General features: G+C 74.9%; 17 protein-coding genes. 11 read left to right on the top strand and 6 right to left on the bottom strand.

What is annotated here, in order from left to right; genetic code table 11:
• The first annotated feature begins 75 nt into the window (after nucleotides 1-75).
• On the top strand, nucleotides 76-477 hold the full coding sequence (locus JT723_RS26095; protein ID WP_205047232.1) for a MarR family winged helix-turn-helix transcriptional regulator: 402 nt from the start codon (nucleotides 76-78) through the stop codon (nucleotides 475-477).
• Here JT723_RS26095 and JT723_RS26090 read toward each other — a convergent pair.
• Together JT723_RS26090 and JT723_RS26085 are read right to left on the bottom strand one after the other, a co-directional pair.
• Nucleotides 458-823 carry an SCO4225 family membrane protein gene (locus tag JT723_RS26090; RefSeq protein ID WP_205047231.1) on the bottom strand — a complete coding sequence of 122 codons (366 nt, stop codon included), beginning with the start codon at nucleotides 821-823 and terminating at the stop codon, nucleotides 458-460. The genes JT723_RS26095 and JT723_RS26090 overlap by 20 nt on opposite strands.
• A gap of 67 nt (nucleotides 824-890) precedes the next feature.
• Nucleotides 891-2,120 (bottom strand): MFS transporter, encoded by a 1,230-nt coding sequence (locus tag JT723_RS26085; protein WP_205047230.1) that lies wholly within the window; start codon nucleotides 2,118-2,120, stop codon nucleotides 891-893.
• A gap of 17 nt (nucleotides 2,121-2,137) precedes the next feature.
• Here JT723_RS26085 and JT723_RS26080 point away from each other — a divergent pair, with 17 nt between their 5' ends.
• The 4 genes from JT723_RS26080 to JT723_RS26065 all read left to right on the top strand — a co-directional run bounded on the left by JT723_RS26080 (nucleotide 2,138) and on the right by JT723_RS26065 (nucleotide 7,329).
• Nucleotides 2,138-3,361: an ROK family protein gene (locus tag JT723_RS26080; protein WP_205047229.1), complete on the top strand. Its 1,224-nt coding sequence runs from the start codon at nucleotides 2,138-2,140 to the stop codon at nucleotides 3,359-3,361.
• Nucleotides 3,362-3,572: 211 nt separating this feature from the next.
• Nucleotides 3,573-3,884, top strand: a complete 312-nt coding sequence (locus tag JT723_RS26075) for an SHOCT domain-containing protein (protein WP_205047287.1) — start codon at nucleotides 3,573-3,575, stop codon at nucleotides 3,882-3,884.
• 5 nt (nucleotides 3,885-3,889) lie between these two features.
• Nucleotides 3,890-4,705, top strand: a complete 816-nt coding sequence (locus tag JT723_RS26070) for an ABC transporter ATP-binding protein (protein WP_240166212.1) — start codon at nucleotides 3,890-3,892, stop codon at nucleotides 4,703-4,705.
• Entirely contained in the window at nucleotides 4,702-7,329 is a 2,628-nt protein-coding gene (locus JT723_RS26065) for an ABC transporter permease (protein ID WP_205047227.1), read from the top strand. Before JT723_RS26070 ends, JT723_RS26065 begins: the two co-directional genes overlap by 4 nt.
• A 114-nt stretch (nucleotides 7,330-7,443) precedes the next feature.
• Here JT723_RS26065 and JT723_RS26060 read toward each other — a convergent pair whose 3' ends face one another.
• Both JT723_RS26060 and JT723_RS26055 read right to left on the bottom strand, forming a co-directional pair.
• Nucleotides 7,444-7,977, bottom strand: coding sequence for an ATP-binding protein (locus tag JT723_RS26060; RefSeq protein WP_205047286.1), 534 nt, complete (start codon nucleotides 7,975-7,977; stop codon nucleotides 7,444-7,446).
• A gap of 260 nt (nucleotides 7,978-8,237) precedes the next feature.
• Nucleotides 8,238-9,578 (bottom strand): aminotransferase-like domain-containing protein, encoded by a 1,341-nt coding sequence (locus JT723_RS26055; protein WP_491697040.1) that lies wholly within the window; start codon nucleotides 9,576-9,578, stop codon nucleotides 8,238-8,240.
• A 171-nt stretch (nucleotides 9,579-9,749) separates the two neighbouring features.
• On the opposite strand from JT723_RS26055, the gene JT723_RS26050 reads away from it, so the two are divergent.
• From JT723_RS26050 to JT723_RS26030, 5 genes are all read left to right on the top strand, one after another.
• Nucleotides 9,750-10,550 (top strand): alpha/beta fold hydrolase, encoded by an 801-nt coding sequence (locus JT723_RS26050; RefSeq protein ID WP_205047285.1) that lies wholly within the window; start codon nucleotides 9,750-9,752, stop codon nucleotides 10,548-10,550.
• A gap of 52 nt (nucleotides 10,551-10,602) precedes the next feature.
• Complete coding sequence (locus tag JT723_RS26045; RefSeq protein ID WP_205047225.1) at nucleotides 10,603-11,379, top strand: molybdopterin-dependent oxidoreductase; 777 nt, start codon at nucleotides 10,603-10,605, stop codon at nucleotides 11,377-11,379.
• Entirely contained in the window at nucleotides 11,363-12,010 is a 648-nt protein-coding gene (locus JT723_RS26040) for a cytochrome b/b6 domain-containing protein (protein WP_205047224.1), read from the top strand. The genes JT723_RS26045 and JT723_RS26040 overlap by 17 nt, the downstream gene beginning before the upstream one ends.
• A gap of 129 nt (nucleotides 12,011-12,139) precedes the next feature.
• Complete coding sequence (locus tag JT723_RS26035; RefSeq protein WP_205047223.1) at nucleotides 12,140-13,558, top strand: hypothetical protein; 1,419 nt, start codon at nucleotides 12,140-12,142, stop codon at nucleotides 13,556-13,558.
• A gap of 147 nt (nucleotides 13,559-13,705) precedes the next feature.
• Entirely contained in the window at nucleotides 13,706-14,092 is a 387-nt protein-coding gene (locus JT723_RS26030) for a hypothetical protein (protein WP_205047292.1), read from the top strand.
• 61 nt (nucleotides 14,093-14,153) lie between these two features.
• On the opposite strand, the gene JT723_RS26025 is transcribed toward JT723_RS26030, so the two are convergent.
• A complete protein-coding gene (locus JT723_RS26025) occupies nucleotides 14,154-14,981 on the bottom strand; it encodes a DeoR/GlpR family DNA-binding transcription regulator (protein ID WP_205047222.1) in 828 nt (275 codons plus the stop codon).
• 243 nt (nucleotides 14,982-15,224) lie between these two features.
• Between JT723_RS26025 and JT723_RS26020 the strand changes: the two genes are divergently transcribed.
• Nucleotides 15,225-17,612, top strand: coding sequence for a hypothetical protein (locus JT723_RS26020; RefSeq protein WP_205047221.1), 2,388 nt, complete (start codon nucleotides 15,225-15,227; stop codon nucleotides 17,610-17,612).
• Here the strand turns inward: JT723_RS26020 and JT723_RS26015 are convergent.
• Entirely contained in the window at nucleotides 17,582-19,984 is a 2,403-nt protein-coding gene (locus JT723_RS26015) for a right-handed parallel beta-helix repeat-containing protein (protein ID WP_205047220.1), read from the bottom strand. The genes JT723_RS26020 and JT723_RS26015 overlap by 31 nt on opposite strands.
• Between the last annotated feature and the right edge of the window lie 51 nt (nucleotides 19,985-20,035).

Raw genomic sequence — 20,035 nt, 5'->3', positions numbered from 1 at the left:
TTACATGCATACGCATCAGATGCAAGTGCACTTAATGTTCGTGCATCGGGGTCCGTTTTCTGCTACCCTGCGGGCATGACCATGGACAAGGGTGAGCGGGCGCTGGAGCGCGAGTGGCGGGAGATCCTCGCCATCCACGCGCGCACCGCGTGCGAACTCGACCGTGAGCTGCATCAGTACGGGCTCTGCGCGAGTGACTTCGAGGTGCTCGACGTCCTCGCCGGCGACCCTGCCGACGGCGGCTGCACCTTCCGTGTGCAGGAGCTGGCCGACCGGGTGCATCTGAGCCAGAGCGCGCTGTCGCGGCTGGTCGCCAGGCTGGAGAAGGAGGGCCTCGTCGACCGCGGCATCTGCAGCGAGGACCGGCGCGGCGTCTCCGTGGGCATCACCGACAGCGGCCGGCGCCGCTACGAGCAGGCCAAGCCGGGCCACCGCGCCGTGCTGGAGCGGATGCTGGTCAAGCCCGCCCAGGTGTGACCTTCCGGCGGCGGGCGATCCGGGCCGCGTAGCCGAGCAGCAGGGCGTTGACGACGGCCGAGACCAGGGCGGAGGCCACCGCGAGGGTCCAGCCCGTCCAGCCGAAGGCCGTCGTCTGGACGTCCAGCCCGCCCACCGAGGCGGCGAGCGACCACAGCAGCGGCGTCCACGGCAGGGTCACCACCAGCAGCAGGAAGGCCACCGGCGAAGCGTGCCGGTGCGAGACCAGTGCCGTGTCCAGAAGCAGCAGCGCCGTCGCGACGCCGACCATCAGCAGGTAGATCCGGGACACCCGCTCCCGGTGCACCGGGCGGGTGGCGTCGGTCAGCCAGGTCGGTATGCGCATCGCTCCTCCTCCTCCTCGGGCCTGCCGCGGGCGGCGGTCTCCCGCGGCAGGCCCCCAGCATGCACCCTTACGCCGGGCGCCCGCTGTTGCGTACCGCATACGCGATCCCCGCCGCGACCGCGGCGAGCGCCGCCACCGTGGTCAGCGCGATCGGCAGCCCGGCGGCGTCGGTGAGGAAGCCGATCGAGGGCGGGCCGAGCAGCATGCCCCCGTAGCCGAAGGTGGACGCGGCGGCCACACCGCTGGGTCCGGTCAGCGCGCCTGCCCTGGCCATGGCGGTCGGGAAGCTGTTGGCCAGGCCGATGCCCGTGAGCGCGAAGCCCAGGATCACCAGCGGGATCACCGGCGCCAGCGCGCCGAGCAGCATGCCGCCGGCCGCCGTGAGCCCGCCGAGGACCAGGACCCGGGTCTGGCCGAGGCGTTCCAGCAGCGCGGTGCCGGACAGCCGGCCCAGCGTCATGGCCGCCGCGACCGCCGCGTATCCGGCCGCCGCGATGCCCGGGCCGCCGTGCAGGTCCTGCTGGATGTGCAGCGGCCCCCACTCGGCAAGTGCGCCCTCCCCGTAGGACGAGCAGGTCGCGATCAGGCCGAAGACGACGACCAGCAGGGTGGCGCTGCGGGTGCCGCGCGGTCCGGCGCCTGGCGCCGCGGCCACGGTGTCGACGCCTTCGGGCTGTCCCCCGATCGGGTGGGCCAGCAGGACGCGCCCGGCGAAGCCGACGGTGAGCAGCCCGAGGGCGGTGAGCAGCAGCAGGTGGTCGGCGGGCGACAGGTGCGGCGCCAGAAGTCCGCCCAGACCTGCGCCGACGAGGCTGCCGCAGCTGTAGGCGGCGTGGAAGCTGGACATCACCGGGCGGCGCAGTGCCGCGACGAGTTCGACGGCGGCGCTGTTCATGGCGACGTTGAGACCGCCGTACGATACGCCGAACACCAGCAGGACCAGGCCGAGTGCGAGTGCCGAGTGCGTTCGGGGCGGCAGGGCGATGCTCAGCGACATCACGATGCCGGTGGCCACGGTGACCCGGTCGCTGCCGAACCGGCGGCAGAGCCGCCCGGTGAGCACCATCGTGGCGACCGCGCCCGCGGACACGCCGAGCAGCGCCAGGCCCAGCTGGCCGGCGGAGGCGCCGACCTGGGCCTTGATGGCCGGGATGCGCACCACCCAGCCGGCGAAGAGGAAGCCGTCGACGGCGAAGAAGACGGTCAGGGCGATGCGCAGGCGGCGCAGGACAGGGTCGGTTGCGGGAGTTCGGCGGGATCGGCCCCGGGTCGTCCCTATTTTGTTTACCGTCGGCACAAAGTCAGAATAGGGGGGTGACACAGATTCGGACAAGGCTTGAGCGGGGCCGCGGTGCACTCGGTCCCGCGCTCTCCCTCGTGCACACCGGCCGCGCGGCGACCCGCGCACTGCTCACCGCGGAACTCGGAGTGACCCGCGCCACCGCGGGCGCGGTCGCCGCCGAGCTGGAGGCACTGGGGCTCATCCGGGTGGACACCCGGCCCAGCGGCCCCTCCGGCGCGCAGGGCCGCCCCTCGCACCGGCTCGACGTGGCACCGCAGGGGCCGGTCGTGCTGGCCGCGCAGGTCCACGCGGACGGCTTCAGGGCCGCGCTGGTGAGCCTCGGCGGGGAGATCGTGGCCACCGCACCCGGCTCCATGACCGTGCCGGCCGACCCGGCGCACGTGCTGGGCGCGGTCGTCGAGGCGGGCGCGGGGCTGCTCCACGGGTCGGGGCGGGTCTGCGTCGGCGCGGGCCTCGCGGTGCCGTCCGCGGTCGCCGAGCCCGAGGGCACCGCGCTCAACCCGCTGCACCTGGCCTGGCCCGCGGGCGCCCCGGTGCGCGAGGTCTTCGCCGGCCAGATCGCCCGGGTGGGCATCCTCGGCCCCGGCGGCGAACCGGTCGCCTCCTTCGTCGGCAACGACGTCAACGTGGCCGCGCTCGCCGAACACCGGCACGGCGCGGGGCGCGGCGCCCAGCACCTGCTGGTCGTCGCCTCGGGGCACCGCGGCGTCGGCGGCGCCCTGGTCCTCGACGGCCGCCTGCACACCGGCAGTTCCGGCCTGGCGCTGGAGGTCGGCCACCTCACCGTGCAGCCCGACGGGCGCCCCTGCCACTGCGGCAGCCGCGGCTGCCTGGACGTCGAGGCGGACCCGCTGGCCTTCCTCGAAGCGGCAGGCCGCGACCCGGGCCCCGAGGTGTCGCTGCTCGAACAGTGCCGCGACCTGCTCCGCACGGAGTACGCCGACCCGGCCGTCAAGTCTGCGGCGCACGTCCTGATCGACCGGCTGGGCCGCGGCCTCGCGGGCATGGTCAACGTCCTCAACCCCGACCGCATCCTGCTCGGCGGCCTGCACCGCCACCTGCTCGACGCCGACCCCGAGGCGCTGCGCGCGGTGGTGGCCGACCACAGCCTGTGGGGCCGCAGCGGCGGCGTACCGGTGCTGGCCTGCGCACTCGATCACAACAGCCTGGTCGGTGCGGCAGAACTGGCCTGGCAGCCGGTGCTCGACGACCCGCTCGCGGCCCTCGGCGGCTGAGCCCGCGGGAAGCGGCGGTTGAGCCCGCGGGAAGCGGCGGCTGCTCCGCGGTCCTGCGGGCAGCGGGGGAGCGCCGCGCACTTGCGGGCGGCCCGTGCGTACTCCGCCGGGAGCAGCCGCGGTGCCGCTGGCCGTACGACGATTTCAGCGGCGGGAAAAGCCAGGCTCGGTGGTGTCGGGAGAAGCCGGCACGACCGAGGAGATGACGACCATGAACACCCTGGCCTGGCACGACGGGGGCGGCCCCGGCCCGTGGATCCTGCTCTTCCCGCTGATCTGGGTGTTCGCGGTGGCCGCCGTGATCACCGTGCTGCGCCGCACGGTGTGGCGCGGGCGCGGCGCACCGTGGCAGCAGTCCAGGCCGGCGGCGACCGCCGAGCACAGCCCGATGGCGGTGCTCGGACGGCGGTTCGCCTCCGGCGAGATCGACGAGGAGGAGTACTGGCGGCGGATGTCGGTGCTCGAAGAGCACTTCGCGCGTGACCCGCGCGGCTCCCGCGGCCCCAAGGGCGGTGCGCAGTGAGCGGGCTGACGGCACGCCACACCGGTCCCGGCCCGGCCGCGGGCGCCGAGGACGGCACCGCGGCCCGGGTCGTGGACGCGGCCAAGGTCTACGGCACGGGCGACGCTGCCGTACGGGCGCTGGACGGGGTGACCGTCGGCTTCCCCGCCGGGCGCTTCACCGCGATCATGGGCCCGTCCGGGTCCGGCAAGTCCACGCTGATGCACTGCGCCGCGGGACTGGACTCGCTCAGTTCGGGGTCGGCCTGGATCGGCGGCACCGAGCTGGGCACGCTGGGCGACCGGCAGCTGACCTTGCTGCGCAGGGAGCGGATCGGCTTCGTCTTCCAGGCCTTCAACCTGGTCCCGACGCTGACCGTCGCGGAGAACGTCACGCTGCCGCTGGACCTCGCGGGGCGGCGCCCGGACGCCGAGTGGATCGACGCGCTGATCGACGTCGTCGGGCTGCGCGACCGGCTGCGGCACCGCCCGAGCGAGCTGTCCGGCGGCCAGCAGCAGCGGGTCGCGGTGGCCAGGGCGCTGGCCGGCCGCCCCGAGGTGGTCTTCGCCGACGAGCCGACCGGCAACCTCGACTCGCGCTCGGGCGGCGAGGTCCTCGCCCTGCTCGGCCGGGCGGTGCACGACATGGGCCGCACCGTCGTCATGGTCACCCACGACCCGGTCGCGGCCGCCCACGCCGACGAGGTGGTCTTCCTCGCAGACGGGCGACTTGTCGACATGATGACCGCGCCCACCGCGGGCCGCGTCCTCGACCGGATGAAGGCCTTCGACACGAAGGCCTTCGACGGCCGCCCGGCCGGCGGGGGAGGCACGTCCTCATGAACAGCCCCACGCGCGCAGGCGGCACCCCCGCGGGTTCGCGCAGCGCGTCCACCGGCGCCGGCCGGGCCTCGCTGCGTATCGGCCTGGCAGGACTGCGCGCCCACAAGCGGCGCTTCGCCGGCACCTTCGTCGCCGTCTTCCTCGGTGTCGCCTTCCTGGCGGGCACCATGGTGATGGGCGACACGCTGCGGGCCAGCTTCGGCAAGCTCTTCGCCGACGCCAACAGCGGTACGGACACCGTCGTGCGCGGTGCCGACGAGGTCACGGCATCCGGCCCGGGACCCGGCCCCGGCCAGGGGACCCGCGAACCTGTGCCGACCGGCCTGGTCGACGCGATCCGCAAGGTGCCGGGCGTCGCCGCGGTCGCCCCCGTCATCGAGGGCGCGGGCGAACTGGTCAAGGCGGACGGCAAGTCCCTGGACACCAGGGGTCCCACGGTCGCGGGCAACTGGATCGACGAGCCGGGCCTGAACCCGTACAAGCTCGTCGAGGGCCACGCGCCGAAGGCCCCGGGGGAGATCGTGGTCAACCGGGACGCGGCCAGGCGCGGCGGCCTGGAGATCGGCGACCGCACCCTGCTGCGCACCCCCGACCCGGTGCACGTCACCGTCGTCGGCGTGGCCACCTTCGGCAACGAGGACGGCGAGGGCCAGACCACCTACGCGGGCATGACCAGGGCGGACGCCGAGCGCTACCTGATGCCCAAGCCGGGCGAGGCCACCACCATCAAGGTCAGGGCGGGTCCCGGGATCAGCCAGCAGCAGCTCACCGAGCGGGTCGCCAAGGTGCTGCCCGCGCACTACGAGGCCATCACCGGAACCCAGGCGAGCGACGAGACGCAGGAGAGCACCTCCGGCGCCTTCCTCGACATCTTCACCACCCTGCTGACCGTCTTCGCGGGCATCGCCCTGCTGGTGGCCACCTTCAGCATCCACAACACCTTCGCGATCGTCGTGGCCCAGCGCACCAGGGAGAACGCCCTGCTGCGGGCTCTCGGCGCGACCCGCCGCCAGGTGCTCGGCTCGACCATGGCCGAGGCCGCCGCGGTCGCGGTGCTCGCCACCGCCGCAGGGCTGCTCGGCGGCATCGGCATCGCGGCAGGCCTGCAGGCGCTCTTCCCCGCGGTCGGCTTCCCCTTCCCCAAGGGCGCGCTGCAGATCCACGTCCTGGCCCTGGCGGTTCCGCTGGCCGTGGGCCTGCTGGTCTGCCTCGGGTCCGCGGCCTCGCCGGCCGTGCGCGCCGGGCGGACCGCGCCGGTCGCCGCGCTGCGGGAGAGCGCCACCGACACCTCGGGCGGCTCCCGGCGCCGCGCCGCCATCGGCCTGTGCACCGCCGTCGCGGGCGTCGCCATGACCGTCGGCGGGGCCGCGGCAGGCCCCAACCTGCCGCTCACCGCGCTCGGCGCAGTCCTGACGCTGGCCGCCTTCGTGGTGCTCGGCCCGGTCGCGTCGTCGGTGGCGGTACGGGTGCTGGGCGCGCCGGTCGGCCGGCTGCGCGGGGTGACCGGGTCGCTGGCCCGCCGTAACGCGCTGCGCAGCCCCAAGCGGACCGCGGCCACCGCGACCGCGCTGATGATCGGCGTGGCCGTCGTGTCGGTCTTCACCGTACTCGGCGCGTCGATGAAGGCGACGCTGAACCAGACGGTGGACCGCTCCTTCGCCGGCGACGTCGCCATCAGCGCCCAGGTCTACGGGGCGGGCGGCGCGGGCCTGAGCCCGCAGCTGGCCACCACGGTGGCCGAGCTGCCCGAGGTCCAGGACTCGGTCGGCCTCGGTGTCGGCGTCGCCGAGGTGGACGGGGCGGGCCGCAGGCTCACGGTGACCGACCCGGCGGCGCTGTCCAGGCTGCTGGACCTGGGCAAGGTGCAGGGCTCGCTCGCGCACCTGGGCACCACGCAGATCGCGGTGGCCAAGGACGAGGCCGACAAGCGCGGCCTGGCCGCGGGCAGCAGGGTCCCGCTGACCTTCGCCGACGGCACGCGCGTCGATTTCACCGTCGGCGCGGTCTACGACCAGGCGGGCCTTGCCGGCAACTACCTGATCAGCCGCGCGGCATGGGAGCCGCACCGGGTCCAGGACAAGGACACGCTCGTCGCCATCGACTTCCGCGACGGGGTCTCCACGGCACAGGGCAAGGCGGCGGTCACCGAGGCGGTCACCGCCTTCGGGTCGCCGGACGTGCAGACCAAGAGCGAGTACGCCACGTCGTCCGCCGCGGGCATCGACACCTTCCTGACCCTGATCTACGCGCTGCTGGCGCTCGCCGTGCTGATCGCCTTGCTGGGCATCGCCAACACCCTCACCCTCGCGGTGCACGAACGCACCCGGGAGCTGGGCCTGTTGCGCGCGGTCGGGCAGACCCGCGGCCAGCTGCGGGCGATGGTGCGCTGGGAGTCGGTCGTGGTGGCCGCCTTCGGCACCGCGGGCGGGCTGGGCCTGGGCACCTTCCTGGGCTGGGCGCTGGTCAAGGCCACCGACGGGTCGGGCACCGGCGCCTTCGCGGTCCCGCCGCTGCCGCTGGCCGTGGTGCTGCTGGTGGGTGTGGCCGCCGGGATGCTCGCGGGCTGGCGCCCGGCCCGGCGGGCGGCGCGGCTGGACATCCTGCGGGCCATCGCCACCGAGTGACGTGCCGCCGCACACGTGGGCCGGGCGCCGCCTCCTGGTGGGGAGGCGGCGCCCGGCCGGCAGGGTGCCTGCGGATGCGTCGGCGCGTTCACCGGGTGCACCGGGCGCCGGCGGTCAGGCCGCGGCGGCGACGGCGACCGCCTCGGGCAGCGGCTCGGGCTCTGGCAGTGCGCGCTCGAACGGCACGGAGGTCTTCAGCGGCACCAGGGTCGGCACGGCGAGCGGGGTGCGCAGGACGAACCACACGACCTTGCCCGCGTCCTCGGGGAGCAGGTCCGTGCCCCAGCTGTCGCTCATCGCCTCGACCATCGTCAGGCCGCGTCCTGTGGTGGCCATCGGCTCGACCGGCCGCAGCTGCGGCAGCCGCGGGTCGTGGTCGGAGACGGCCACGGTGAGGCGGTCGTCGGCGAGGGTCAGCCGTACACCGCACTTCTTGTCGGGCTTGGCGTGCCGGTGCACGTTCGCCAGCAGTTCGCTGGTGGCACTCGACGCGGGCTCGATCAGCGGATCGAGCCGCCAGTAGCGCAGCTGCGCGGACACGATGCGGCGGATCTGCTGGATCCGGTACGGGTGCGCCTCCAGTTCCAGGGTGCACTCGCGTTCGGTTCGGTGGGTCGGGTCGGTCCTGTCGGTCTGGTCGGCTTGCATGATCACGGCTGCGACTCCCTCCGCGGCTGGGCCGTGCTCCGCTTCGCGGGGTCCGGTCTTTCGCCGCTCCGATGGGAACACCTGAGCGAAACTGCGTAGAGTGACTGCTACAGCACTCCGTGATGCGATATCAGCGTCACCCGATGTGGGGAATCCCGCAACTCGTCGCGACAGGTGGCTTTGACCAGCGCTTTCCGCTCAGCTCCTGGCCGATCCGGAATCCGGCGGGCGGCCGGCCGCACCGCCGACCGGCGGGATCCTTACTCCGGCGCGACATCGTCGGGGCCGGTCCGCGCCAGGTCCGCCAGCGTCGTCAGCGCCCGGCGCAGCACCTCCGGCGGGGGAGAGGCGAGCCCCAGCCGCACCGCCGCCGGCGTGCGGTGCGGCCCCACGACGAAGGACGCCGCCGGGGTGACCGCGATGCCGTGCCGGGCCGCCGCGGCGACGAAGGTGTCGGCGCGCCACGGGGCCGGCAGCTCCCACCAGCAGAAGTACGAACCAGGTCCGGACCCCGTCGCAAGGCCCGCCAGGGCGTCCGCCGCGATCTGCTGCCTGTGGCGCGCGTCGGACCGCCGGGCGGCGGCGATCGTCGTCGCGGACCCGTCGGACAGCCAGCCGGTCACCGCGGCGAGGGCGTAACCGGCCGCGGCCCAGCCGCCCGAGCGCAGCGCCGCGCTCACCGGGGCGCGCAGCCCTGGCGGGGCGACGGCGAAGCCCACCGTCAGACCGGGCGCGAGCCGCTTGGAGGTGCTGTCCGCCAGGACCACCCGCTCCGGTGCGTAGGCCGCGAGCGGCGGCGGCGCGTCCTCGCGCAGGAAGGACCAGACCGCGTCCTCGACGGCGGTCAGCCGCGTCTCCCGCAATGCCGCGGCCAGTTCGGCCCTGCGCCGGTCCTGCATCGTGGTGCCCAGCGGGTTGTGCAGCGTCGGCTGGACGTAGACCGCGCCCAGCGGCGAGGCCCGGTGGGCCGCGGCCAGCGCGCCGGGCAGCAGGCCCTCACCGTCGCACTCCAGCGGCACCAGCGTGATGCCGAGCCGTGCCGCGACCGCCTTCACCACCGGATAGGTCAGCGCCTCCACACCGACCCGGCCGCCGGGCCTGACCAGCGCGGCCAGCGCGGCGGCGATGGCCTGCCTGCCGTTCCCCGCGAAAAGCACCGCGTCGGGGTCGGGCGACCAGCCCGGCCGTGCCAGCAGCCCGGCGACCGCAGCACGCGCGGCAGGTGTGCCCGCGGCGCCCGACGGACGCAGGGCGGCGGCCAGCACGTCGGGCCGCGCCAGCCGGGCCAGTCCCGCCGCCAGCAGCTCCGACTGGCCCGCGGAGACGGGGTAGTTCAGCTCCAGGTCCACCCGGGCCGCCGCGGGTTCCGCCAGTGCGGGGTCCGCGGCCGGCCCCGCCGCGCGTACGAACGTGCCGCGGCCCACCTCGCCGGTGACCAGGCCGCGGCGGGCGAGTTCGGCGTAGACCCGGCTCGCCGTCGACTCGGCGATGCCGTGCCGCCGTGCGAACGCCCGCTGCGTCGGCAGCCGGTCGCCCGGCCGCAGCCGTCCCGCGGCGATCTGCGCCGCCACCGCGTCCGCCGCCCGACGGAAGTCCCGCACCATGCCCGCACCCCCGCTCCGAGGCCCATGTCAGACCCGTCCCGCGCCACCGTATTACACCGAGATCAAATCAGATCATTGCCCTCGCAAATACCCCGTGCCTAGCATCGAACCATCGGCCCGGAGAGGGGAAAAACCCAGGTGAGCAGCGCATTCATCAACGGCATCAGCATGGCCTACGACGACACGGGGAGCGGCGGCACCGCCCTGCTGCTGGTCCACGGCCACCCCTTCGACCGCACCATGTGGCGCCCCCAGCAGGACGCGGCACCCGGCCACCGGGTCGTCACCCCCGACCTGCGCGGCTACGGCGGCACCCAGGTCGTCCCCGGCGTGACACCGCTGAGCACCTTCGCCGAGGACCTCGCGGGGCTGCTCGACCACCTCGGCGAGCGGCGGGCCGTGCTGTGCGGGCTGTCGATGGGCGGTCAGATCGTGCTGGAATTCCACCGGCTCTTCCCCGAGCGGGTCGCAGGCCTCGTCCTTGCCGACACCTTCGCGCAGGGCGAGACCGAGCACGGCAAAAAGGAACGCAACGAGCGGGCCGACCAGTTGCTGCGCGACGGCATGTCCGACTACGCCCACGAGGTGCTGGACTCGATGGTGTCGCCCGCGACGGTCGCGGACCTGCCCGACGTGGCAGCGCACGTGCTCGGCATGATGCTGGCCGCCTCGCCCGAGGGCGCCGCAGCCGCGCTGCGCGGCCGGGCGGAGCGCCCCGACTACACCCCGACGCTGCCGGGCATCGCCGTCCCCACCCTGGTCGTCGTCGGCAGCGACGACGTCTTCACGCCCGTCGCCGACGCCGAGTACCTGCACCGGCGCATCCCCGGCGCGCGGCTCGCCGTCATCGACGGCGCGGGGCACCTGCCCAACCTGGAGCGCCCCGCCGCCTTCGGCGAGGCCCTGGCGGGACTGCTCGCCGCCGTGGAAGAGGCCCGCGCGGACACCGCGGATGTGACGGAATTCTGACGCCGCGGAAGCAGCCCTGGCCAGACGGCGCCTCGCGTGCTCGAATCGAGGCATGGACGACCGCACGCCGCCGGTGAGGGCACCGGAAGAACCGCCCGCAGCACAGCAGAAGCCCTCGGAAGAGGGCCGCGGCACCCCCGTGGGGCGGCGCGTCGTCCTGGGCATGCTCGGGCTCGGCGCGGTCGGCGTGGGCGTCGGCGGCACCGTCCAGGACAAGTTGGACAGCGTCCTCGCCTCGGTCAGCGCGAAGGACCCCACCGGGGTCACCGGACTGCTGCCGGGCGGCGGCGGATTCCGCTTCTACTCCGTGTCCAACTCCATCCCGCACCGCGGCGAGAGCGACTACAAGCTGACCGTCGGCGGCCTGGTCGACAGGCCCGCCGGCTACCGGCTCGCCGACCTGCGCGCCCTGCCGCAGACCCGACTGGTGCGCGACGTCCAGTGCGTCACCGGCTGGCGGGTGCCGAAGACCGCCTTCTCCGGGGTGCGGCTGTCCACGCTGCTGGACGCCGCGGGGGTGCGCTCGGGCGGCACCGCCGTCCACTTCACCTGCTTCGACGGCGTCTACACCGAGAGCCTGACCCTCGACCAGGCCCGCCGCGCCGACATCCTCGTCGCGCTCACCATGAACGACAAGCCGGTCACCGCCGCCCACGGCGGCCCCGTCCGGCTCTACGCGGCGCCCATGTACTTCTACAAGTCCGCGAAATGGCTGTCCGGCATCACCGTCACCAAGGACGTCGAGACCGGCTACTGGGAGCGCTACGGCTACGACGTGGACGCCTGGGTCGGCAAGTCGAACGGTCGCGGTGATGACCCCACCTCGTGACACCCTGACCACCAGGCTGCGCCGCTTCACCCCCGCCGAGAAGTGGGTGCACCGCTCGGTGAGCTGGCTGCTCGGCGTGTGCGTGCTGACCGGCGCCTGCCTGTACTTCCCGCCGCTCGCCGAGATCGTCGGCCGCCGCAGGACCCTGGTCACCCTGCATGAGTACTCCGGGATCGCGGTGCCCGCGCCGGTGTTGCTCGGCCTGCTCTCCCGGGCCTTCCGCAGCGACCTGGGCCGCCTCGGCCGCTTCTTCCCGCACGACTGGCGCTGGCTGGGCACCGCCCTGCGCCGCCGGCGCCGGGAGCCCAGCCTTGCGGGCAAGTTCAACGCAGGCCAGAAGCTCTATGCCGCCTTCGCCACCGGCGCGCTGCTGATCATGGCGGGCACCGGGGTGCTCATGTGGTTCCCCCGGCTGTCCCCGCTGGTGTGGCGCACCGGCTCGACCTTCGTGCACGACTGGCTCGCGCTGGCCTTCGCCGCGGGCATCACCGGGCACGTGTGGTTCGCCGGCATCGACCCGGAGGCGCGGCGCGGACTGCGCACCGGCTACGTGCCGCGCTGGTGGGCACGCGAGGAGCACCCGCTGTGGCGTGCGGAGGCGCCGCAGGACCCGCCCGCGGAAGGCCCCTGACACCGCGTCGGCCCGCGCCCGGCACGGGCGGCGGTCCCCACGGCTTCGCTGCGGTTCTGTTACGGCCAGGACACCCGGCGGTCGCCCCGGGGACACCGGGCTTTCGCGGCCCGCGCCTAGCTTCGCGGTATGACGACGTCTCAGACGGCAACGGCAACGGCGCCGGCGGAGGCCACGGCCCCGGCGGCCACCGCCACCGCCCCCGCTCCCGCGGTCAGGCCGGAGTCGTACCGGCCGCGCCGGCGGCTGCGGCTGCTGGGCGCCGGCCCGCGCCGGCTCGGCGTCCGCACCGTCGCGTCCCTGGCCGTGCTCGGCGCGCTGTGCACGGTCGCCGTGGTCGGCGCGGCCGGCGTGCGGCACGACACCGCCCGGCTGCGCACCACCGTCACGGAACGGGCCGCGGTCGCCGTCCAGCTGCGCTTCGCGCTCGCCGACCTCGACGCGCAGCGCGCCGACACCCTCGCACCCGGCCACTCCGCGAACGACCCTGACGTCATCGTCGGCAACCAGCTCAACGCCCTGATCACCGCACAGCAGCGCCGCGGCCAGGTCAGCGACCTGCTGCGGCAGCTCGGCGCCGACCGCGACCAGGGGCAGGCGGTCGCCGACCTGCTCAACGGCCTCGGCCGCTACGACGACCTCAGCGGCCGGGCCGCCTACGTCGCCGAGCAGGACCCCGACCCGGTCGCGGGCCACCCGCCGCGCTTCGCCGTCGCCATGAACGTTCAGGCGGGCAACGTCATGCACGACCAGCTGCTGCCCGCCGCCGACGCGCTGTCCGCGGCCTACCAGCGGCAGGCCGACGACCAGCGCGCCGCGGCCCACGACGCCGCCGCCCGCTGGACCCTGGTCGTCTGGGGAGTGGGCCTGGCCGCGATCGCGGTGCTGCTGTGGTGGCAGTGGGACATGGCGCGCGAATACCGCAGGCGCTTCAACCCGGCGCTGCTGGCCGCGACCGCCGCGGCGGTCGCCGTGACCCTCGCCGGCGGTCTCGCGCTGTCCGCCACCGCCGACGCGGTGAACGCCGCCGACGGGCAGGGGCTGCGGCCCTGGACCCGGCTGGCCGAGGCCCGCGCGGTCGCCGCGCAGGCGGCGGCGTCCGAGAGCCGCTGGTTCGTCCACGACACGGCCTTCGGCGCCGCCGACCAGAAGCAGTTCGACGGCCTCGTCAAACGCCTCGACACCCTGCTCGCACCGGCCGGCTACGCCACCGGGGCCGAGCGCCCCGCCTACCAGGACGTGCTGGCCCGCTACGGCCACTTCCGGGCGGACGACACCAGGCTGCGCGCCCTGAAGCGGTCCGGCGACACCGAGCAGGCCGCGGCGGTCCTCACCGAGGTCGGCCGCGGAGACGTGGCCTTCGACTTCTGGGACTTCGCGACCACCCTCGACAAGCTCGCGGCCCGGCAGCTGGACGACTTCTCCGCCCACGCCGGCGACGCCCGCAGCTCGCTGGACGGCTGGCCGGTGGTGCCCGCGGGAGGGCTCGGCCTGGCCGCGGCCCTCGTGCTCGTCGGCGTACGGCCGCGGCTCGCCGAATACCGCTGAGGCCGCTGCCCGCGGGGGCGGCCGGGACCGTACTTGTCACTTCCGGTGCCGGGCGGGTAGAAGTGACAGGAAGTATCGATTCGCCGGTTGGGGGACCGCGTGCAGCTCGCCCGCCCCGGCCATGCCTGGACGAGACGAGAGCACAGAGTGACCACCGAACCATCACCCGCGGCCGAGGAGCCGTCGCTGCCCGACGACGTATGGGAGCAGTTCGCCAACGACTCGGAGCGTGCGATACGGGCCAGCGCGCCCAAGGAGCCGTCGGCCAGGGCCAGGATCGTCGCCCGCCGGCTGCGCGAGGAGGACGAGCGCGCCGCCGAGGCCGAACCGCGCCGCTGGGTGCGCCGCCGCCCGCAGCCGCCGCACACCCCCTCCCAGGCCGCCGCTGCCTGGCGGCCCGACAACCGCCCGCCCAAGCCGCCGATGACCGACTCCACCCGCAGGCTGCGCGCGCTGGCCGGCATCGTCCTGGTCGTCGCGGTCGTCCTGGTCCTGCTGGCCCCCGGCCGCGCCTGGTCCTGGATCACCGGCTGAGCCCTGCGGCCGGCACGAGGGGCGTGGCGCCTGCGCCACGCCCCCTTCTCTTGCGCCGTCCCTAGCTCTCTGTCGGCTCGCCCGCCACGATCAGGTCCGCCAGATGCTCCGAGATCTCCGCCCGCAGCACCTCGGGGATGCCCGCGTCCGTCACCAGGGTGTCCACGTCCTCCAGTGCGGCGAAGGAACTCAGGCCCACCGTGCCCCACTTGGTGTGGTCCGCGATCACCACGACCCGGCGCGCCGAGCGCACGAAGTGGCGGTTCGTCTCGGCCTCCGCCAGGTTCGGCGTGGACAGGCCCGCCTCCACCGAGATGCCGTGCACGCCCAGGAAGAGCAGGTCGAAGTGCAGTGCCTGGATGGCACGGTCGGCCACCGGGCCGACCAGCGTCTCGGACGGGGTGCGCACCCCGCCGGTGATCACCACGGTGGCCGTGGCCTCCGCGTGGTTCGCACCGGGCCGCCGCTGGCCGGACTGGAAGACGTCCGCCACCCGCACCGAGTTGGTCACCACGGTCAGGTCCGGCACGTCCAGCAGGTGGTGCGCCAGCGCGTAGGCGGTCGTACCGCCCGCCAGGGCGATCGCGCTGCCCGGCGGAACCAGTGCCGCCGCGGCCGTCGCGATGGCCTCCTTCGCACCCAGCTCCAGGCCCGACTTCGCCTCGAAGCCCGGCTCGTGGCTGCTCGCCTCGACCACCGGCACCGCGCCGCCGTGGACCTTCTCCACGACGCCCTGCCGTGCCAGTGCGTCCAGGTCGCGGCGCACCGTCATGTCCGACACGTTGAGCCTGCGGGTCAGTTCGTTGACGCGCACTCCGCCGCGTCGGCGTACCTCGTCCAGGATCAGTGCCCGGCGCTGCTCCGCAAGGAGGTTCTGGTTGTCGCTCACCCGTGACCTCGTATCGTCCGTCTCGTTGTGTGCGATGCCGTCTACCGGCGCGCTGCGGTCATCCTTCCACGCACCGCGCCCCGCGGTGTATGCCGGGCCACGGGTCGGAAGTCCTTTGCCGCCCCTGAGCATGCCCGCGGAACCCGCCGCGCATCACGATTGCGGCACGTACGGCGCCGCCGAGGGCTGACCCGCGGCCGGTACGGGCAGTGACCCGGGGAGGACGGGACGCGGGAGGCACACGTGACGGTCGGGACGGACGCAGAAGCGGCCCCGCGGCCGCCACTGGCCCTGGAACTCCTGGTGCACGGCGTCGGCGGCACCACGCCTGAACGCATGCTCGACGACCCGCGCACTGTGTGCCTGGCCGGCGACGACACGGCAGGCGTCCACCGCCGCGCCTGCGACGCCGACGCCGAGGAGCACCCCGAGCAGCACCGCGAAGCCCCCGTGCCCGAGGCCTACTGCTGGTCCAACCTCACCTCGGGCAACGGCAGCAGGGCGCTGTGGCTGCTGCTGCTCCCCTTCATGGTCGCCAACCTCGCGCACTGGATGCGGCCGCCCTCGCACCGGCGCACCCTCTCCCGCGGCTATGGGGCCGCCGTGCGGCTGCTCGCCCTCACCCTGACGGTGCTGCTGGTCGCCGCCGCCTGCGAGGTGGCGCTCGACCTCGTCGGCTGGCAGTGCGCGGGCAGCCCCCGGTGCGTACGCGGCAGCTCCTGGCTCGGCTTCGCGGCGGCCGGGAGCGGCGGCTGGTGGAGCGAACCGGGCCGCAGGCTCGCACTGGCCGCGCTGGTGCCCGCCGCGCTGACCGCGCTGCTGTGGTGGCTCTCGCACCGGACCTGGTCCGCGTACGAGTCCCAGCGCCCCGCACCCGGGGCCGCCGCCGGCCCCGGCACACCGTCGCTGGCCCTGCCGGGCTTCTGGTACGGCCGCCGCTCCGTCGCCCGGCTGCGCGCCGCCCACACCGCGGCGGGCCTCCTGACCGTGGCCGCCGCGGTCACCGTGCCCGCGCTTCGCCACGACCACGGCGGCGCCTCCGTACCGCTGCGTGCCCTCGGCTGGGCACTGGCGGGGCTGATCTGCTGCCTCGCCCTCGCCGCGGTCGCCGTCACCTGCCGCGCCGCACGCAGCGAGGCGGGCCTGGACGACGCCACCGACCACCGCTCCAGCCGCGCCCTGCTCGCCGCGTCCGCCGCGGCGCTGGCCGCCGCTGCCTGCTACGCGGCCTGGCACCGCCCCGCCTGGACCGCGACGGGCCGCCTCCCCACCGCCCAGGCCTTCATCGTCCTGACGGTCCTCCAGGGCGCCCTGATCGCGGCCCTGGCCCTGCTGGCCGCCCTCCTGTACCGCTCACCCCCACCGGAGTCCGTACCGGCGCAGGCGGACACGGACACCGGAGCCGGGCAAGGGGACCCGGGGGAGCCGCCGCGTCCCGTGGCGCTGAGCGGGCTCGCGGGGCCGGCCGTCGGCCTGCTCGCGTGCGGGCTGGGCGGGGTGCTCACCGGCGGGGGGGCGCAGCGCGCCGCGGACTGGCTGGACCGGGGGCGCACCCCGGGGGAGGCGGGCAGTCCGCTGGCCGGGCCGCCCGCCGTACTCACGTGGGAGGCCTCGGTGATCCCGCTGGTGCTCGCGCTGCTCGCGGTGGCCGGCGCCGCCGTGGCCTGGCGGCTGCACGGGCGGGAGCGTGCGCTGTGCGGGGAGGTCGAAGCGGCCTATCCCGATGAGCAGCACCGCCCCGCCCGCACCCGGCAGATCGCCGCGGCCGTGGCGCGTGCCCGGCTGACCGACAGCGCACCGCTGCTCGTCGCCGTGGTGTGCGCGGCGGCCTTCGTGCTCGGGGCGGCCGCGGTCACCGGCGCCCTGACCGGCGGCGGCACGCCGGGGGACCGGGCGGCCGACGCGCCAGCCGCGGTGTCGGCGGCGGCCAGGGCCGCGCAGGCGCTGGGCTCGTGGCTGGTCGGCGCGGGCGTCGTCGCGCTGGTGGCGCTCGGCCGCCGCGCCTACCGCGACCCGGCGGCCCGGCGCACGGTCGGCATCCTGTGGGACGTCGGCACGTTCTGGCCGCGCGCGGCCCACCCCTTCGCGCCGCCCTGCTATGCCGAGCGCGCGGTGCCCGACCTCAGCTGGCGGATGGAGTCGTGGACCGCGCGGACCGGCGGGCGGATCATCCTGTCCGGCCACTCGCAGGGCAGTGTGCTGTCCGCCGCCGCGGTCTGGCAGCTCGACCCCGCCACCCGCGGCCGGGTCGCCCTGCTCACCTACGGCTGCCCGCTGACCCGGCTGTACGGCCGCTGGTTCCCCGCCTACTTCGGGCAGCAGCCGCTGGACGGCCTGCACCACGACATGCACGCCTGGCGCAACCTGTGGCGGCGCACCGATCCGATCGGCGGCCCGGTCGGCATCCGCGGCACCGCAGGCGAGGGCGGCGTGGACCGCGGCCCGCTGCTCGACCCCGCGGCCTACGGCCGCAGCGTGAGCCACCCGCTGCCCGAGCCCGTACGCGGCCACTCCGACTTCCAGGCCGACCCGGCCTTCGCCCGTGAGCGGGCCGCGCTGCTGGCCAGGCTGCTGCCCGCGGGCGGCAAGGCGCTGCCCGCTCAGGGGATCTCCGGCAGGTCCTCCGGGTAGAGCAGCTGCAGTTCGTCGTGCGTCGGCTCGGCCACGTGCGCGATCCGCATGGCGTGCCGCTCCACCATCGCCTCGAAGGTCTGCCGCGCGGCCCTGCCGTTGCCGAAGGCGGGACCCTTGGGCAGCGCGGCGAAGTACTTCAGCAGCGCCTCGCCCGCGTCGTCGCCGAGCCGGTACTCGTGCTCCGCGGCCTGCGACTCCACGATGCTCAGCAGCTCCTGCGAGGTGTAGTCGCCGAAGGTGATGGTCCGTGAGAAACGGGACGCCACACCGGGGTTGGAGGCCAGGAAGCGCTCCATCTCCGCTGTGTACCCGGCCACGATCACCACCACCGCGTCCCGGTGGTCCTCCATCAGCTTCACCAGGGTGTCGATGGCCTCCCGGCCGAAGTCCCGTCCGGCGTCCTCCGGCGCGAGCGCGTAGGCCTCGTCGATGAAGAGCACCCCGCCGCGCGCCCGCTCGAAGGCCTCCTGGGTGCGGATCGCCGTCGAGCCGATGTGCTCGCCGACCAGGTCGACCCTGGCCACCTCGATCAGGTGGCCGCGCTCCAGCACGTCCAGCGACGCCAGGATCTCGCCGTAGAGCCGCGCCACGGTCGTCTTGCCGGTGCCGGGGGAGCCGGTGAAGACCAGGTGGCGGCGCGGCGAGGGCGCCTTGAGCCCGGCCTCCTGGCGGCGGCGCCCCACGGCGATCATGTCGATCAGGGTGCGCACCTCGCGCTTGACGCTGTCCAGGCCGACCAGCGCGTCCAGTTCGCCCAGCACCTCGGTGCTCTCCCGCGCCGCAGGCACCGCCGGTGCGCTCTGTGCGGGGCGCTGCTGCGGCACCCCGCCGAGCAGGCCGTACGACTGGGCCGCCGGCTGCCGGTCGACCGCCGCGGCCACCGGGACCGGGTCCGGCTCGGGGGCGGCGGCGCGGTCGCTGGTGCAGTCCTCGGTGATCGGACCCGGCTCGGCGAACTCGTAGCCGCCGCGTGCGCAGCGCTCGGTGCGGCAGCGGGTCAGCGTGGACCGGCAGCCGTCGATGATGTGGAAGCCGTAGCCCTTGCTGCCGGTGACCCGGCAGCCGGTGAAGGTGCCGCGGCCCTCGGCCGAGACGTACACGCCCGACTCGGTGGCGTTGGTGACCGTGCAGCGGTCGAGGGTCGGGTCGGCGCCCTTGGTGACGATCACACCGGTCGCGGTGTCGTCGACGGTGACCTGCGCGAGGGTGCCGCCGCTGCCGTGGTCGCGGAACCAGGCGCCGGTGGCGGCCTCCCTGATCCGGCAGTCGTCCAGCTGGACGTTGGCCCCGTCGCTCACCGACACCGCGGTGTTGCGGATCTGCGAGAAGTCGCTGTCCACGACGTCGGCGCGCGAGCCGCGGTCCAGCACGAACAGCGCGTCCGGCACGTCGTGCACCCGGCAGGCGTCCAGTATGGCGACGGCGCCGTCGCTGACCCACACGGCCGGGTAGTCGCCCGTGCTGTCGTGGACCTCGCACTGGTTGGCGTCCGCCCGGGTCCCCGGGTCCCACACCGACAGGCCGTTGCGGCCGAAGCGGCGCACCGTGCTGCGGGTCAGCGTCAGCACCGAGCGGGCGCGCAGGTCGACGGCGTTCTCGGGGATGTCGTGGATGTCGCAGTCGGACATCGCCAGCACCGCGTCGGAGTCCAGCGAGACGCCGTCCCCCGTGGTCCTGTGCAGCCGGCAGTCGGTCAGGTGCCCGGACGCCCGCTGCGACAGGTGCAGCCCCGTGCCGTGGATCTCGTAGATCTCGCAGCCCAGCGCCTCGACGGAGCTGTGCTCACCGGTCACGGACACACCGGAGCCCGACGCGTGGTGGATACGGCAGCGCTCCAGCCGGGGGCTGCCGCCGCCGCGTACCGCGACCCCGCTCTGCCCTGCCGAGACGACCTCGCAGTCCTCGAACAGGCCGCCGGCCGCGTCCAGCACGCTGATGCCGATCCCGGCGGGGTTGTCGACCGTGCAGCGCCGCACCGTGGGGCGGGCGCCGTCGCGCACTTCGAGGCCGACCGCCGAACGGGTGCTGATCCGCAGCCCGGTCAGCTCGGGGGCGCAGTCCTCCACCAGCAGGGCCGCCGCCGTGCTGTCCTGGCCCTCGACCAGCACGTCGTGCACACCGGCCGCCGCCCGTACCGTCAGCGCCACCCCGGACTGCGGGGCGATGCGGACCGTGCCGGCGCCGTCCGCGCAGCGCAGGGTGACCGCGTGGTCGATCACCAGGTTCTCCCGGTAGGTGCCGGGGGACACCGTCAGCACGTCGCCGTCGCCGGCCGCATCGAGGGCGGCCGCGAGCGTGTCGTACTCACCTGTGCGGCGGCGCCACCGCGAACTGCTCGGGTTCGTGACCTGCACCACGCCATGTGCCATCGGGCTGCTCTTCCCCACCTTGCGTCGGCCGACCGGGGGGTCAACCGTAGC

Source organism: Actinacidiphila bryophytorum (assembly GCF_016916835.1).
Lineage (GTDB): Bacteria > Actinomycetota > Actinomycetes > Streptomycetales > Streptomycetaceae > Actinacidiphila > Actinacidiphila bryophytorum.
Note: the sequence above shows the minus strand (reverse complement) of the source record. Positions and strands in the feature narration are given on the sequence as shown.